The sequence below is a fragment of the Microbacterium sp. NFH-22A-Y genome, assembly GCF_021401375.1.
Taxonomy (GTDB): domain Bacteria; phylum Actinomycetota; class Actinomycetes; order Actinomycetales; family Microbacteriaceae; genus Microbacterium; species Microbacterium hominis.
In genome coordinates this window covers 584,555-597,873 of the sequence record NZ_JACBGF010000003.1, presented here as the reverse complement: position 1 = coordinate 597,873, position 13,319 = coordinate 584,555, and the positions used below count along the sequence as shown (strand labels likewise).

Here is a 13,319-nt window from a genome sequence, read left to right as displayed (position 1 = left end):
GCTCCTTCTGTCACGTCACCGCACGCGCGGCGACAGATCGACTATCTGCGAACCACCAGGGGAGGAGTGATGCGCGGGCTATGAGGTCGCTGTGGACCGCACGCCGTCAGCCAGCATGGCACGGGGAGCCTTCAGGTGCAGCACCACGGCCGTCATCGCCGCCACGAGGCAGACGGCGAGCACCATGTGGATGTTGACCAGCACGATCGGCAGACCCGTGCGGGCCTGCCAGAGCCCGATCGCGATCTGCACGAGCTCCACGCCCAGCAGCAGCCCCGTCCACAGCGGCAGGCGCAGGGCGCCCGGCATCCGGAAGGACCAGGCGAAGAGCACGATCGTCAGGGCGAACAGGGTGTAGGCGGGCCAGCTGTGCACGTGCTGCCAGAAGATCGGGTCCAGACCGTTGCGGGCGGCCGCGTCGTCGCCCGCGTGCGGTCCCGAGCCGGTCAAGAGGATGCCGATCACGACCGTGATCAGCACGACCGCGCTGGTGACGTGGGTGAGGATCGCGTAGCCCCGGGCGACCGCGCGCTCCCGCGGCCCGGGTGTCGCGTACACGCGGACCACGTACGCGGCCGCGATCGCCACCAGGGCCGCCGACAGCAGGTAGTGCAGGCCCACGATGCTCGGGTGCAGGTGCAGCCACACGGTGATGCCGCCGATGACGGCCTGCAGGATGATGCCGATGCCGATGGCGAGCGTGAGGCGGGGCAGCTCGGGACGGGTGCGCCACAGGCGCACGACGGAGAGGAAGGCGAGGAGGGCCACGATCACCAGCACGCCGGTGAGGGTGCGGTTGCCGAACTCGATGAGGCCGTGGATGCCGAGCTCCTGGGTCGGCACCAGCGACTCGGGGGTGCAGTACGGCCACGTCTCGCATCCCATCCCCGAGCCGGTGAGCCGCACGAGGCCACCGGTGCCGACGATGACGACGTTGCTGACGAGGACGAGCCAGGCCAGGACACGGGTGCTGCGTCCGACACGCGCGGGAAGGCGCGAGGCCAGCGAGCGGCCGGAGCCCGAACCGCTCGCGGTCGTCGGGGCGTCAGGAGCGGAGGTCTGCGGTGCGGACATGGTGGGGTCGCCTCCCGGATGCGTGCCCGAACGGGCGCCGGCCACGCCCGTGTCGGGGTGTTGCCTGTAGACTGAAGGGGTGGGAACAGCGGCGCGCGAAGCGCGTCACGCCCCCTACAGTCTAGGCGCGCGAGGTGCGGGCCCCGACGCAGACCACGTCGGAGAAAACGACACGAAAACGGCCCTGAAAGCGGCATCCGACCTTCGCCCACGACACTCCGATCGTGAGACAGGCGCAGGCGCAGGAATGCCGGAGCGGATGACACCGCCGGGCACGAAGGAGGCAAACCCATGTCGGATGTGCTCATCGACCGCCCCGAACTCGAGGGGCTCGGCGTCTACGAGTTCGGCTGGCACGACACCGACGCCGCGGGCGCCGTCGCGCAGCGCGGCATCAACGAGGACGTGGTCCGGGGGATCTCGGCCCTCAAGGACGAGCCGGAGTGGATGCTGAAGACCCGTCTGAAGGGGTATCAGCTCTTCGGCCGCAAACCGATGCCCACCTGGGGTGCCGACCTGTCGGACATCGACTTCGACAACATCAAGTACTTCGTGCGCTCCACCGAGAAGCAGGCGCAGTCCTGGGAAGACCTCCCCGCGGAGATCCGTGAGACGTACGAGAAGCTCGGCATCCCCGAGGCGGAGCGCCAGCGACTGGTCGCCGGCGTCGCCGCGCAGTACGAGTCCGAGGTCGTGTACCACCAGATCCGTGAGGACCTCGAGGCCCAGGGCGTCATCTTCATGGACACCGACACGGCCCTGCGCGAGCACCCGGAGTTCTTCCAGGAGTACTTCGGCACCGTGATCCCCGCCGGCGACAACAAGTTCGCCGCCCTCAACACGGCCGTGTGGTCGGGGGGATCGTTCGTGTACGTGCCGAAGGGCGTGCACGTGGAGATCCCGCTGCAGGCGTACTTCCGCATCAACACCGAGAACATGGGCCAGTTCGAGCGGACGCTCATCATCGCCGACGAGGACAGCTACGTCCACTACATCGAAGGCTGCACCGCGCCGATCTACAAGAGCGACTCGCTGCACTCGGCGGTCGTCGAGATCATCGTGAAGAAGAACGCGCGGGTGCGCTACACCACGATCCAGAACTGGTCGAACAACGTCTACAACCTCGTCACCAAGCGGGCCATCGCCCACGAGGGCGCGACGATGGAGTGGATCGACGGCAACATCGGCTCCAAGGTGACGATGAAGTATCCGTCGATCTACCTCATGGGCGAGCACGCCAAGGGCGAGACCCTGTCGGTCGCCTTCGCGGGCCCCGGTCAGCACCAGGACGCCGGCGCCAAGATGATCCACATGGCGCCGTACACGCAGTCTTCGATCGTCTCGAAGTCGATCGCGCGCGGCGGCGGCCGCGCCGGCTACCGCGGCGAGGTGCGGGTGTCGCCGGAGGCGCACCACTCCGCCAACACCGTGCGCTGCGACGCGCTCCTGGTCGACACGATCTCCCGCTCCGACACGTACCCCGCCATCGACATCCGCGTGGACGACGTCCAGCTCGGTCACGAGGCGACCGTGTCGAAGGTGAGCGAGGAGCAGCTGTTCTACCTGATGAGCCGCGGCATGCCCGAGGATGAGGCGATGGCGATGATCGTGCGCGGGTTCATCGAGCCGATCGCGCGTGAGCTGCCCATGGAGTACGCCCTCGAGCTGAACAAGCTCATCGAGATGGGCATGGAAGGATCCGTCGGCTGATGACGACAGTGACGCAGACCCCCGCCGATGCGAGCACCCGGGCGGAGGGTCACATCGACCCTGCGGCCTCGCTGGTCTCCAAGGTGGTGCCGGTGCAGACCCGGTCGGAGCGACCGACCTCGTTCGACCCCGCCGACTTCGGCATGCCGACGGGACGCGAGGTGAACTGGAAGCACACGCCGGTGGCCCTCCTGGGCGACCTGCTGCGCGACGAGCCCGCCCCGCACGACGTCATCGGCGTCGAGGTGAGCGCGCCCGACGCCGTCCACCAGTCGCGTCTCGCGATCGGTGAGGCTCCGCGCGGCGAGGTGTTCCGTCCCGAGGATCGCGTGAGCGCGATCGCCTGGACGCAGGAGGCCGACGCGCCTCTCATCCGCATCCCCGCGGGCGTCGAGCTCGACGAGCCGGTGCTCGTGCGACTCACCGGCCGCGGCGGCGTCGCCCACGCGCACGTCGTCATCGAAGCGCAGGCCCAGTCGCGCGCCACCGTCGTGCTGCGTCACGAGGGCAGCGCCCAGCAGGCCCAGAACGTCGAGATCATCGTCCGTGACGGCGCCGCGCTGACCGTCGTGTCCGTGCAGCGCTGGGACGACGATGCGATCCATCTCGCGTCGCACCAGGCGCGCGTCGACCGCGACGCCACGCTCACGCACGTCGTGGTGAGCCTCGGCGGACGCGTGGTCCGCGTGAACCCCTCGGTCGAGCTCGCGGGTGCGGGCGCCGAGGGCAAGCTGTACGGCCTCGCGTTCTCCGACGCGGGCCAGCACCTCGAGAGCCAGGTCTACCTGCACCACAAGGGCCCGCAGACCGTGGGCGACGTGCTGTACAAGGGTGCGCTGCAGGGCGAGTCCGCGCGCAGCGTCTGGATCGGCGACGTGCTCATCGGGCCGGATGCCGTGGGCACCGACTCCTACGAGGCGAACCGCAACCTCGTGCTCACCGACGGGGCGCGCGCCGACTCGATCCCGAACCTCGAGATCGAGACGGGCGACATCCGCGGCGCCGGTCACGCGAGCGCCACCGGGCGGTTCGACGACGAGCAGCTGTTCTACCTGCAGGCCCGCGGCATCGCCGAGGAGGAGGCGCGGCGTCTGGTCGTGCTCGGCTTCCTCGCCGAGATCGTCCAGAAGATCGACGTCGCCGACCTGCAGGACGAGCTGATCGCCGCCATCGAGGACGAGCTCGCCCTCGCATCGGACGCCGAGGGAGCGGCCGAGTGACCGCGCAGAAAGTGCTGAACCTGAGCGACCTCGAGCAGGACACGGCCGTGCGCGTCGAGATCGACGGTGTGCCGATGGCGGTCGTCCTCGACTCCAACGGCGAGGTGCACGCCATCGGCGACACCTGCACGCACGGCGACATCTCGCTGTCGGACGGCTTCGTCGAGGGCGACACGCTCGAGTGCTGGGCCCACGGCTCGGCGTTTTCCCTGCGCACCGGCCGGCCCCTGAACCTCCCGGCCTACGAGCCGGTGCCCGTCTATGCGGTCACGATCGACGGGGACGACGTCCTCATCGATCCCACCGTCCTCAAAGAAGTGAACTGAAGAAGGTAATTGACATGGCTGTTCTCGAGATCCGCGACCTCCACGTGACGGTCGAGACCGACGCGGGCCAGACCCCGATCCTCAACGGCGTCGACCTCACGGTCCGCACCGGCGAGACCCACGCGATCATGGGCCCCAACGGCTCGGGCAAGTCGACGCTGGCGTACACGATCGCCGGGCACCCGAAGTACACCGTCACGCAGGGCACGATCACCCTCGACGGCGAAGACGTCCTCGCGATGTCGGTCGACGAGCGCGCGCGTGCCGGCCTCTTCCTGGCGATGCAGTACCCGGTCGAGATCCCGGGCGTCACCGTCACGAACTTCCTGCGCACCGCCAAGACGGCGATCGACGGCGAGGCGCCGGCGATCCGCACGTGGACCAAGGACGTCAAGGCGGCGATGAAGAACCTCCGCATGGACCCGAAGTTCGCGGCGCGCAACGTCAACGAGGGCTTCTCGGGCGGCGAGAAGAAGCGTCACGAGATCCTCCAGCTCGAGCTGCTCAAGCCCGCCATCGCGGTGCTCGACGAGACCGACTCGGGCCTCGACGTCGACGCGCTCAAGATCGTCTCGGAGGGCGTGAACCGCGCCAAGGAGGCGACCGACCTGGGCGTTCTGCTGATCACGCACTACACCCGCATCCTCCGCTACATCACGCCGGACTACGTGCACGTGCTCGTCAAGGGCCGCGTCGCGGAGGAGGGTGGCCCCGAGCTCGCCGAGCGTCTCGAGGACGAGGGCTACGACCGCTACCTCGAGCCCTCCGACGTCGTCGAGGCCTAGGATCGAAGGCATGACCGCGACGCTCAACCCCGAGAAGTACGACGAGGTCACCGAGGCCCTCAAGGACGTGATGGATCCCGAGCTCGGGATCAACGTCGTCGACCTCGGACTCATCTACGACCTCAGCTGGGACGAGGAGAACGACGCGCTCGTCATCCACATGACGCTGACCTCGGCCGGCTGTCCGCTCACCGACGTGCTCGAGGAGCAGACCGCGCAGGCCCTGGACGAGGTCGTCGAACGGTTCCGCATCAACTGGGTGTGGATGCCGCCGTGGGGCCCCGAGCGGATCACGGACGACGGCCGCGACATGATGCGGGCCCTCGGCTTCGCGATCTGAGCGTCATGTCGTGACGTCGGGCACCGGCCGCGGCGCCGCGCCTCGATAGGCTCGACGGGTGAGCACCCTTCCCCTCGAGGCCCTGCCGTTGGAGACGTTGCGACGCCGGTCCAGCACGAAATGGCGCACCTTCGGCGCCGATGTGCTGCCGCTCTTCGTCGCGGAGACGGACTTCCCGCTCGCCGCCCCGATCACGCGGGCCCTGGCGACGGCCGTGGAACTCGGCGACACCGGGTACACGCCGCCCGACCTCGGTCTGCGGGATGCGTTCGCGGCGTTCGCGCGGCGGCGGTTCGGCTGGGACGTGGACCCCGCCCGCGTGCGCTCCACCGGCGACGTCATGATGGGCGTGGTCGAGATCATCCGCGCCGTCACGTCTCCGGGCGATGCGGTGGTGATCACGCCGCCGGTCTACCCGCCGTTCGCGATGTGCGTCGAAGAGGCGGGATGCCGCGTCGAGGCGGTGCCGCTGACCGACACGGGGGCCGGGTGGGAGCTCGACCTCGACGGGATCGAGGCGGCCCTCGCCGCCGGTGCCCGCGCCGTGCTGCTGTGCAACCCGCACAATCCGACGGGGACCGTTCACCGCGCCGCCGACCTCGCGGCGCTCGCGGAGGTCGTCGCCCGTCACGACGCCGTGGTGATCAGCGACGAGATCCACGCGCCGCTGACCTACGACGAGGTGCCCTACACGCCGTTCCTCGCCGCGTCGGAGACGGCGGCGGCGGTCGGCTACACGGTCACGAGCTCGTCCAAGGCGTTCAACCTCGCCGGCCTCAAGTGCGCGCTGATGATCACGGCGGACGCGCGGACCGCGGCCGTGGTCGCCGGCCTGCCCGCCGAGGTCGAGTGGCGCACGGGCCTGTTCGGCGCGATCGCGAGCATCGCCGCGTTCGACGCGGCATCCGACGGCTGGCTGGACGGCCTGCGCACGCGGCTGGACCTCAACCGCCGCCTTCTCGCCGACCTGCTGGCCCAGCAGCTGCCGGCCGCGCGCTACCGGGTGCCGGAGGCGGGATACCTCGCGTGGGTCGATCTCGGCGCCTACGGGTGGGGCGAGGATCCCGCGGCGCGCATCTTGGCGGAGGCGCGAGTCGCGCTCCATCACGGCCCGCAGTTCGGGCGCCAGGGGGACGGGTGGGTGCGCATCAACTTCGGCTGCGCGCCCGAGGTGCTCACCGCCGCCGTCGAGCGGATCGGTGCCCTGACGACGCGCTGACCCGGGCCGGTGTGACAACGCCGGAAGGTAAGGCTACCCTTAGAGGGTGTCTGCCGCCCCGACCGCCGTTCGCCCTGCGTACCGCCCGTATTCCGTCCGCGTGCAGGCCGTCCGCAGACTCGCCCCGCACTACGTGCGCGTGACATTCACGAGTCCGCAGCTCGAATGGTTCGGCACCGCCGGACTCGACCAGCGCATCAAGATCGTGCTGCCGCTCCCCGGCATCCCGGGTGGCTTCGCCGACCTGGGCCAGGACGAGGAGGCGGGGGACTGGTACGACCGGTGGCGCGCGCTGCCCGCCGATCAGCGCAATCCGTTCCGTACCTACACCGTGCGCCGTGTGGATGCCGCGGCGCGGGAGCTGGACGTCGACTTCGTCATCCACCACGATGCCGGCCCGGCCGGGGCCTGGGCGGACGGTGCTCGCATCGGCGACGAGCTGATCATCGTCGGTCCGGACGAGCGCAGTCCCCAGTCACGGGTCGGCATCGACTGGCACCCCGGATCGGCGCGCCGGCTCCTTCTCGCCGGCGACGAGACCGCGGCGCCGGCCATCTGCGGCATCCTGGAGTCGCTCGACCCGCGCTGCGAGGTCGACGCGTTCATCGAGGTGCCCACGGCGGAGGACGCCCTGCGCCCCGCGCTGCCGGCGACCTCAGCGACGCGGCTGAGCTGGATCGCCCGCGGCGACCGCGCCCACGGTCTCGCGCTCATCGATGCGATCACGACCTGGACCGCCGCGCACGGCGACGTGCTGGCGCGCGCCGCCTCGCCGCGGCCGCAGGTGCTCGACGACATCGATGTGGATCGCGATCTGCTCTGGGACAGCCCGGAAGACGGCGACGGCGAGTTCTACTCCTGGATCGCGGGCGAGGCGGGCACGGTCAAGACGCTGCGCCGGCTGCTCGTCTCCGGCTGCGGCGTCGACCGCAAGCGGGTCGCCTTCATGGGCTACTGGCGCCTCGGCCAGGCCGAGCGCGTCGAATGACCGCGCCGCGACGACCGCGACGCACCCTCGTCGTCGCGGTGATCGGTGCCGCCCTGCTGGCCGTGCTCGTGATCCTCTCATTGACGGTGGGCGCCCGTCCGATCGCGCCTGCCGCGGTGTGGCAGGCCCTCGTCGGGGGAGGCACCGCCGACGCCGATCAGGTCGTGGTCCTCACGCAGCGGGTCCCGCGCACGATCATCGGCGTCTGCGCCGGCGCCGCGCTGGCGCTCGCGGGCACCGTGATGCAGGGGCTCACCCGCAACCCCTTCGCCGACCCCGGTCTGCTCGGCATCAACGCCGGGGCCTCGGTCGCGGTCCTCGGTGCGATCACGCTGTTCGGGCTGTCGCGTCCGGACGGGTTCGTCTGGTTCGCGTTCGTCGGGGCCGCTCTGGCCGCCCTGGTGGTCACCGCGATCGGCGGCCGCGGGCCGGATGCGTCGAGCCCGGCGAGGCTCGCGCTGACCGGCGCCGCCGTCACGGCCGGACTCACCGCCGTGACCTTCCTCATCCTCAACACGAACGTCTACGCGCTCGACGTCTACCGCTACTGGTCGGTGGGTGGTCTGACCGCCCGCGGGCTCGACGCCGTGCTCCTGGTCCTCCCGGCGATCCTGGTCGGGGCCGTCCTCGCCCTCGCTGCGGCGCGCGGCCTCGACCTCATCGCTCTCGGCCCGGAAGCGGCGGCGGGCCTCGGACACGACGTCACCCGCAGCCGTGCCCTCGGCATCCTGGCGACCGTGCTGCTGTGCGGGGGAGCGACCGCCATCGCCGGTCCGATCGTGTTCCTCGGGCTGCTCGTCCCGCATGCGCTGCGCCCGCTCGTCGGCGGCAGCTACGGCCGCCTGCTCGCCCTCGCGATCCCGTACGGCGCGGCCATCCTGCTCCTGGCCGACATCGTCGGACGCGTCGTCGCGCTGCCGGGCGAGGTGCAAGCCGGCATCGTGGTGGCCGTCATCGGCGCTCCGCTGCTCATCGCACTCGTCCTCCAGCCCCGCCGGAGCGCCCTGTGAGCGCGTCGCTCGCCGTGCGCCGCACCGTCGCCCGACGGCGGATGCGGGTCGTCGGTGTCCTCGCGCTCGTCGCGGTCGTCGTCATCGCCGTCGCCCTGTCGGTGGGCGACTACCCGCTGGCCCCCGACCGGCTGTGGCAGACGCTGACCGGCTCCGGAACGCGCATCGAGCAGTACGTCGTGTTCCAGGTGCGCGCGCCGCGCGCCGCCATGGCGGTCGTCGCCGGCGCGGCGCTCGGGGTCGCGGGGGCCCTCCTGCAGACCTACCTCGGCAATCCGCTCGCCAGCCCTGACCTGCTCGGCATCTCCGGCGGCAGCGGCGTGGCCGCGGTCACCGCGATCCTCGTCTTCGGCACCACCGGTCCCGTGCTGGTCGCGTTCGCGTTCGCGGGCGGGATCGCGGTCGCCGCGCTCCTCCTCGTCGCGGGACGCACCCTCCGCGACGGAGGATTCCGCCTGATCCTGGCCGGTATCGGCATCTCGTTCCTCTCGGCCGCCCTCATCAACCTGATGATGGTGCGCGCGAAGGTCGAGGAGGCGCGGCTCGCCCTGCTGTGGCTGACCGGCAGCCTGGCCTCCACGCCCTGGTGGCAGGTGGCGACGGTGGGCGCCATCCTGATCCTGCTCGTCCCCGCGCTCGTGGTCGCGGGCCGGTGGCTTCCGATCACGCAGCTCGGACACGAGACCGCGAACGGCCTCGGCGTCCCCAGCGGGGCCGTCCGCATTGTCGTGGTGGCTGCAGCGGTGCTGCTGACGGCCGCGACCTCCGCCTTCGTCGGTCCGATCTCGTTCATCGCGCTGTGCGCCCCGGCGATCGCGCGCGCCCTGTTGCGTCACGGCGCGGTCGGCGTGGTCACCAGCGGTGTGGTCGGCGCCGTGCTGCTGCTGGCGGCGGACCTCGTCGCGCAGTTCGCGATCCCCGGCATGTCGCTCCCCGTCGGCATCGTGACCGGTGCGGTCGGCGCCCTCTTCCTCCTCTGGCTCCTCGCCACCTCGAAAGGACGGCAGCTGTGATCCCGGCATCCGCCTCTCCCCGCCTCGCCGCTCGCGGCCTCGCCGCCGGATACCCCGGTCGGCGCGTGATCGACGGCCTCGACCTCGAGATCGCTCCCGGTCGGATCACGATGATCATCGGGGCGAACGCGTCGGGCAAGTCGACCCTCCTCGGAACCCTGGCCCGTCTCCACACGCCGCTCGCCGGTCGGGTCGAGGTGGACGACGTCGACGTGCGCTCCGTGCCTCGTCGCCGGTTCGCGCAGACGGTCGGACTCCTTCCGCAGCATCCGACCGCTCCGGACGGTGTGACGGTGTCGGAGCTCGTCGGTCGCGGACGCCACCCGCATCGCGGACTGCTCGCGCGGTGGAGCGCCGAGGACTCCGCCCGCGTCGACGAGGCGATGGCGTGGACGGGGGTGACCGACCTCGCGGCGCGACCGGTCGGAGACCTCTCCGGCGGTCAGCGCCAGCGTGTGTGGATCGCGATGGCGCTCGCGCAGGACCCCCGCATCCTCCTCCTGGACGAGCCGACCACGTTCCTCGACCTCAGCCACCAGCTCGACGTGCTCGACCTGCTCCGGGAGCTCAACCGCAGCCGCGGCACGACCGTCGTGGCCGTCCTGCACGATCTCAACCTCGCCGCACGCTACGCCGACGAGCTCGTCGTGATGCACGACGGCGCGGTGGTCGCGCACGGCACCCCCGCGGACGTGCTGACCGCGGAGGTCGTGCAGACCGCCTTCGGCCTGCGCGCGCTCGTGATGCCCGACCCGCTCACCGCCACCCCGCTCATCATCCCCGTCCCCGCGGCCTCCGGCGCACCCGTCGCCGCGGATGCCGCACCGTCAGAACGTCCCTGAGAGAGGAACCCCCATGAGAAGACTGCGCACGGCCCTCGGCCTTGCCACGATCGTCACCGCGACAGCGCTCCTGCTGTCGGGCTGCGCCGCCGGAACGGCGAGCGCTCCGACAGACTCCGCCGCCGCGAGCGACGGATTCCCCGTCACCATCGACTCCGCGCTGGGATCCACGACGATCGAGAAGAAGCCGGAACGCATCGCGACGTGGGGATGGGGTGCCACCGACGCGGTGCTCGCCCTCGGCATCCAGCCGGTCGCGATCCCGGCGGACACCTACTCCGGCGGCGACGACAAGATGCCGCCGTGGATCGCCGAGGCCGTCGACAAGCTCGGCGGCACCAAGCCCGAGATCCTCGACGCGAGCGCGAACGAGATCCCGGTCGAGGCGCTCCTGAAGACGAACCCCGACGTCCTGCTCGCCCCGTACTCCGGGCTCACGCAGAAGGAGTACGACGCCGTGACGGCCGCCGGCATCCCCGTCGTCGCCTATCCGGACGCGCCGTGGACCACCCCCTGGCGCGATGTCGTCACGATCACGGGCAAGGCCCTCGGGATGAGCACCGAGGCGAGCGCGCTGCTGGCGAGCCTCGATGCCCAGGTCGCGGATGCCGCGGCGGCCCACCCCGAGTTCGCGGGCACGACCATCGCCTACGTGGACGACGACGTCGACACGTTCTACCTCTATCTGCCCTCCGATCCGCGGGTGGAGATCCTCGAGGACCTGGGCTTCGTCTCGCCGCCCAGCGTGTCGGCTCTCGACACGGGCGAGGGCACGTTCTACACGACCGTGAGCCAGGAGAACCTCGACAAGATCGACTCCCAGGTGCTGTTCACCCAGGCCGAGGACCAGGCCACTCTCGACGAGTTCCTCGGCTCGTCGCGGGCGTCGCTCATTCCGGCGGTGCAGAAGGGCGCCGTCGCGGCGATGGTGGGCGCGGAGAACGTGGCGGCCGTGTCGCCGACCGCGCTGACCCTGCCCTGGGCGCTGCCGACGCTGACCGAGAAACTCGCCGCGGCCGTCGCCACGGCCAAGGGCTGAGCTCGTCGCCTGAAACAGAGGAAGGCCCCGACCGGCATGGTCGGGGCCTTCTTCGTTCGCACGGATGTCAGCGTCGCGCGTTGCGCTCGATCGCTCGCACGCCGGCCCAGGCGGCGGGGATCAGCAGGGCCGCGAGCGCGGCTTTGACGATGCCGCCGACGATGAACGGCGTGACGCCGGCCGCAAGGATCTCCTGCACGCCGAGGTCCATCCCGAGCACCGTGTTCAGGATGAACGCCATGTACGGCACGCCGAACAGGAAGGGGACGATGCTGGCGGCGACGAAGCCGACGAAAGCGAGCACGGGCTTGCGGTCCCACGCGCGCTCGGCGAACCAGCCCGCGACGTAGGCGGCGAACACGAAGCCGATGATGAAGCCGAAGCTCGGCTTGGCGACGGCGGCGATCGTCCCCGTGAAGCCGGCGAAGACGGGAAGGCCGGCCAGTCCCGCCACCACGTAGGTCGCGAGGGCGGCGGCGCCGCGGCGCGCGCCCAGTGCGGCGCCGACGACGACCACGGCGAGGGTCTGACCGGTGATCGGCACGGGCCAGAGCGGAACCTCGACCTGCGCCAGGATCGCGACGAAGGCCGCGCCGGCGAGCACGAGGGCGGCGTCGAGGGCGACGGCGCGCGCGCGATCGGTCGGGCGTGCGATGAGGTCGGCGAGGACGGGGCGGCGGCCGGCGGCGGCGAGGGACATGCGGTCTCCTTCGAGAGGCGGACGGGTCACGGCTCAGCCTAGGGCGTCACCATCACCGGCACCTGGCCGACATCGATGGAAGAGGCGCGGTTTCGTTGTCGCTGAGGGACAACAGCAGGCGAGCCGAGTCAGCCACCACCGCCGGCGGGAGGAATCTCCACCAACCGGAACCATCGTCCGGCCGGAGCGAGCCGGGCCCACACGGGGAGGAAGTGCGGGTCGGTGACGTGTCCGTCGAACGTGACGAGGTCGATGCCGCGACCCGCGAGGACGTCCAGCGAGCGTCGGACGCTCGCTTCGACCAGCCTCTCGCCGTCCGACGCGGCCCGGGACGTCGTCTCCGCGGTGAGGATCGGGGGAGTGGAGTCGCGATACACGAGCGAGAGGGCGACGATGTCGCCGTCGACGATGGCGGCGCTGCTGGCCTCGAGGTCGAGCTCGTCCTCGAGGTCTTCCGAGAGCGCGGCGGCGAAGTCAGACGCGACCGGTGACCACTCGGCGTGGGTCCACGCGTAGGTCGCCGCGTTGGCGTGGAGAATCCTCTCCCACGCGATCTCGTGCACCGGCTGCACCGCCGGGTGCGGTCGCAGCGCGGTGCGCGCCGCCGGAGAGACGTCGGCCGGCGGCACGACCTGGATCGTGTGCGCGCCGAGCGCATCGGCGAACCGCAGGGCGTCCTCGTCGACGTAGCCGCGGGCCATGAAGGCGAGGGGTGCCGCCCGCAGCGCCGACAGGTGCGTGAAGAGTGCCGTTCCGTAGCCGCGGCGTCTCGATGCCGGATCGACGACGATCGTCACCCAATACCGGTCGCCGTGCACGCGCGACGTCCACATGATGCCGGCGCCTACGGGCCGTCCGTCGATCTCCAGCACCGCCGAGCGCGTGTGTGCGTCGCGCCACCGATCGGCGCGGAAAGGGATCGTGCCGAGGAAGGGCAGCGACAGGTCGTCATCGGCGAACGGGCGCACACGCATGCGATCGAGTCTGGCACCGTACCGGGTCGTCGGAGACGGGATGGAGACACCGCCGGGCGGAGAGTACCCGTCGCGACGG

The 13,319-nt window shown here is 71.0% G+C and carries 14 protein-coding genes; 11 read left to right on the top strand and 3 right to left on the bottom strand.

Translation table 11 applies throughout. The annotated features are described in order from the left end of the window. Window positions 1-78 precede the first annotated feature (78 nt). Window positions 79-1,074, bottom strand: a complete 996-nt coding sequence (locus tag L0965_RS13905; RefSeq protein ID WP_060958857.1) for a heme A synthase — start codon at window positions 1,072-1,074, stop codon at window positions 79-81. A gap of 291 nt (window positions 1,075-1,365) precedes the next feature. Between L0965_RS13905 and sufB the strand changes: the two genes are divergently transcribed. The 11 genes from sufB to L0965_RS13850 are packed head-to-tail and all read left to right on the top strand — an operon-like array spanning window position 1,366 to window position 11,566. Next, complete coding sequence (sufB, locus tag L0965_RS13900) at window positions 1,366-2,784, top strand: Fe-S cluster assembly protein SufB (RefSeq protein WP_060958694.1); 1,419 nt, start codon at window positions 1,366-1,368, stop codon at window positions 2,782-2,784. After that, entirely contained in the window at window positions 2,784-4,004 is a 1,221-nt protein-coding gene (gene sufD / locus L0965_RS13895; RefSeq protein WP_101306451.1) for a Fe-S cluster assembly protein SufD, read from the top strand. The genes sufB and sufD overlap by 1 nt, the downstream gene beginning before the upstream one ends. Continuing rightward, window positions 4,001-4,330, top strand: coding sequence for a non-heme iron oxygenase ferredoxin subunit (locus tag L0965_RS13890; RefSeq protein ID WP_060958692.1), 330 nt, complete (start codon window positions 4,001-4,003; stop codon window positions 4,328-4,330). Before sufD ends, L0965_RS13890 begins: the two co-directional genes overlap by 4 nt. 14 nt (window positions 4,331-4,344) lie before the next feature. Beyond that, complete coding sequence (sufC, locus tag L0965_RS13885; RefSeq protein ID WP_101306450.1) at window positions 4,345-5,115, top strand: Fe-S cluster assembly ATPase SufC; 771 nt, start codon at window positions 4,345-4,347, stop codon at window positions 5,113-5,115. 10 nt (window positions 5,116-5,125) lie between these two features. Continuing rightward, on the top strand, window positions 5,126-5,455 hold the full coding sequence (locus tag L0965_RS13880; protein ID WP_060958690.1) for a metal-sulfur cluster assembly factor: 330 nt from the start codon (window positions 5,126-5,128) through the stop codon (window positions 5,453-5,455). Between the two features lie 58 nt (window positions 5,456-5,513). After that, window positions 5,514-6,674, top strand: coding sequence for a MalY/PatB family protein (locus L0965_RS13875; protein ID WP_101306449.1), 1,161 nt, complete (start codon window positions 5,514-5,516; stop codon window positions 6,672-6,674). Window positions 6,675-6,720: 46 nt separating this feature from the next. Next, window positions 6,721-7,662: a siderophore-interacting protein gene (locus L0965_RS16780; RefSeq protein WP_101306448.1), complete on the top strand. Its 942-nt coding sequence runs from the start codon at window positions 6,721-6,723 to the stop codon at window positions 7,660-7,662. After that, the gene (locus L0965_RS13865) at window positions 7,659-8,672 is read left to right on the top strand and encodes an iron ABC transporter permease (protein ID WP_060958687.1); all 1,014 of its coding nucleotides are present in this window, start codon (window positions 7,659-7,661) and stop codon (window positions 8,670-8,672) included. The genes L0965_RS16780 and L0965_RS13865 overlap by 4 nt, the downstream gene beginning before the upstream one ends. After that, on the top strand, window positions 8,669-9,685 hold the full coding sequence (locus L0965_RS13860) for an iron chelate uptake ABC transporter family permease subunit (protein ID WP_101306447.1): 1,017 nt from the start codon (window positions 8,669-8,671) through the stop codon (window positions 9,683-9,685). Before L0965_RS13865 ends, L0965_RS13860 begins: the two co-directional genes overlap by 4 nt. Continuing rightward, entirely contained in the window at window positions 9,682-10,527 is an 846-nt protein-coding gene (locus tag L0965_RS13855; protein WP_101306446.1) for an ABC transporter ATP-binding protein, read from the top strand. The genes L0965_RS13860 and L0965_RS13855 overlap by 4 nt, the downstream gene beginning before the upstream one ends. 13 nt (window positions 10,528-10,540) lie before the next feature. Beyond that, the gene (locus L0965_RS13850) at window positions 10,541-11,566 is read left to right on the top strand and encodes an ABC transporter substrate-binding protein (protein WP_101306445.1); all 1,026 of its coding nucleotides are present in this window, start codon (window positions 10,541-10,543) and stop codon (window positions 11,564-11,566) included. 67 nt (window positions 11,567-11,633) lie between these two features. Here the strand turns inward: L0965_RS13850 and L0965_RS13845 are convergent, their stop codons facing one another. Beyond that, window positions 11,634-12,266 (bottom strand): biotin transporter BioY, encoded by a 633-nt coding sequence (locus L0965_RS13845; protein ID WP_101306444.1) that lies wholly within the window; start codon window positions 12,264-12,266, stop codon window positions 11,634-11,636. A gap of 128 nt (window positions 12,267-12,394) precedes the next feature. Continuing rightward, window positions 12,395-13,240, bottom strand: a complete 846-nt coding sequence (locus tag L0965_RS13840; RefSeq protein ID WP_101306443.1) for a GNAT family N-acetyltransferase — start codon at window positions 13,238-13,240, stop codon at window positions 12,395-12,397. Window positions 13,241-13,319 lie beyond the last annotated feature (79 nt).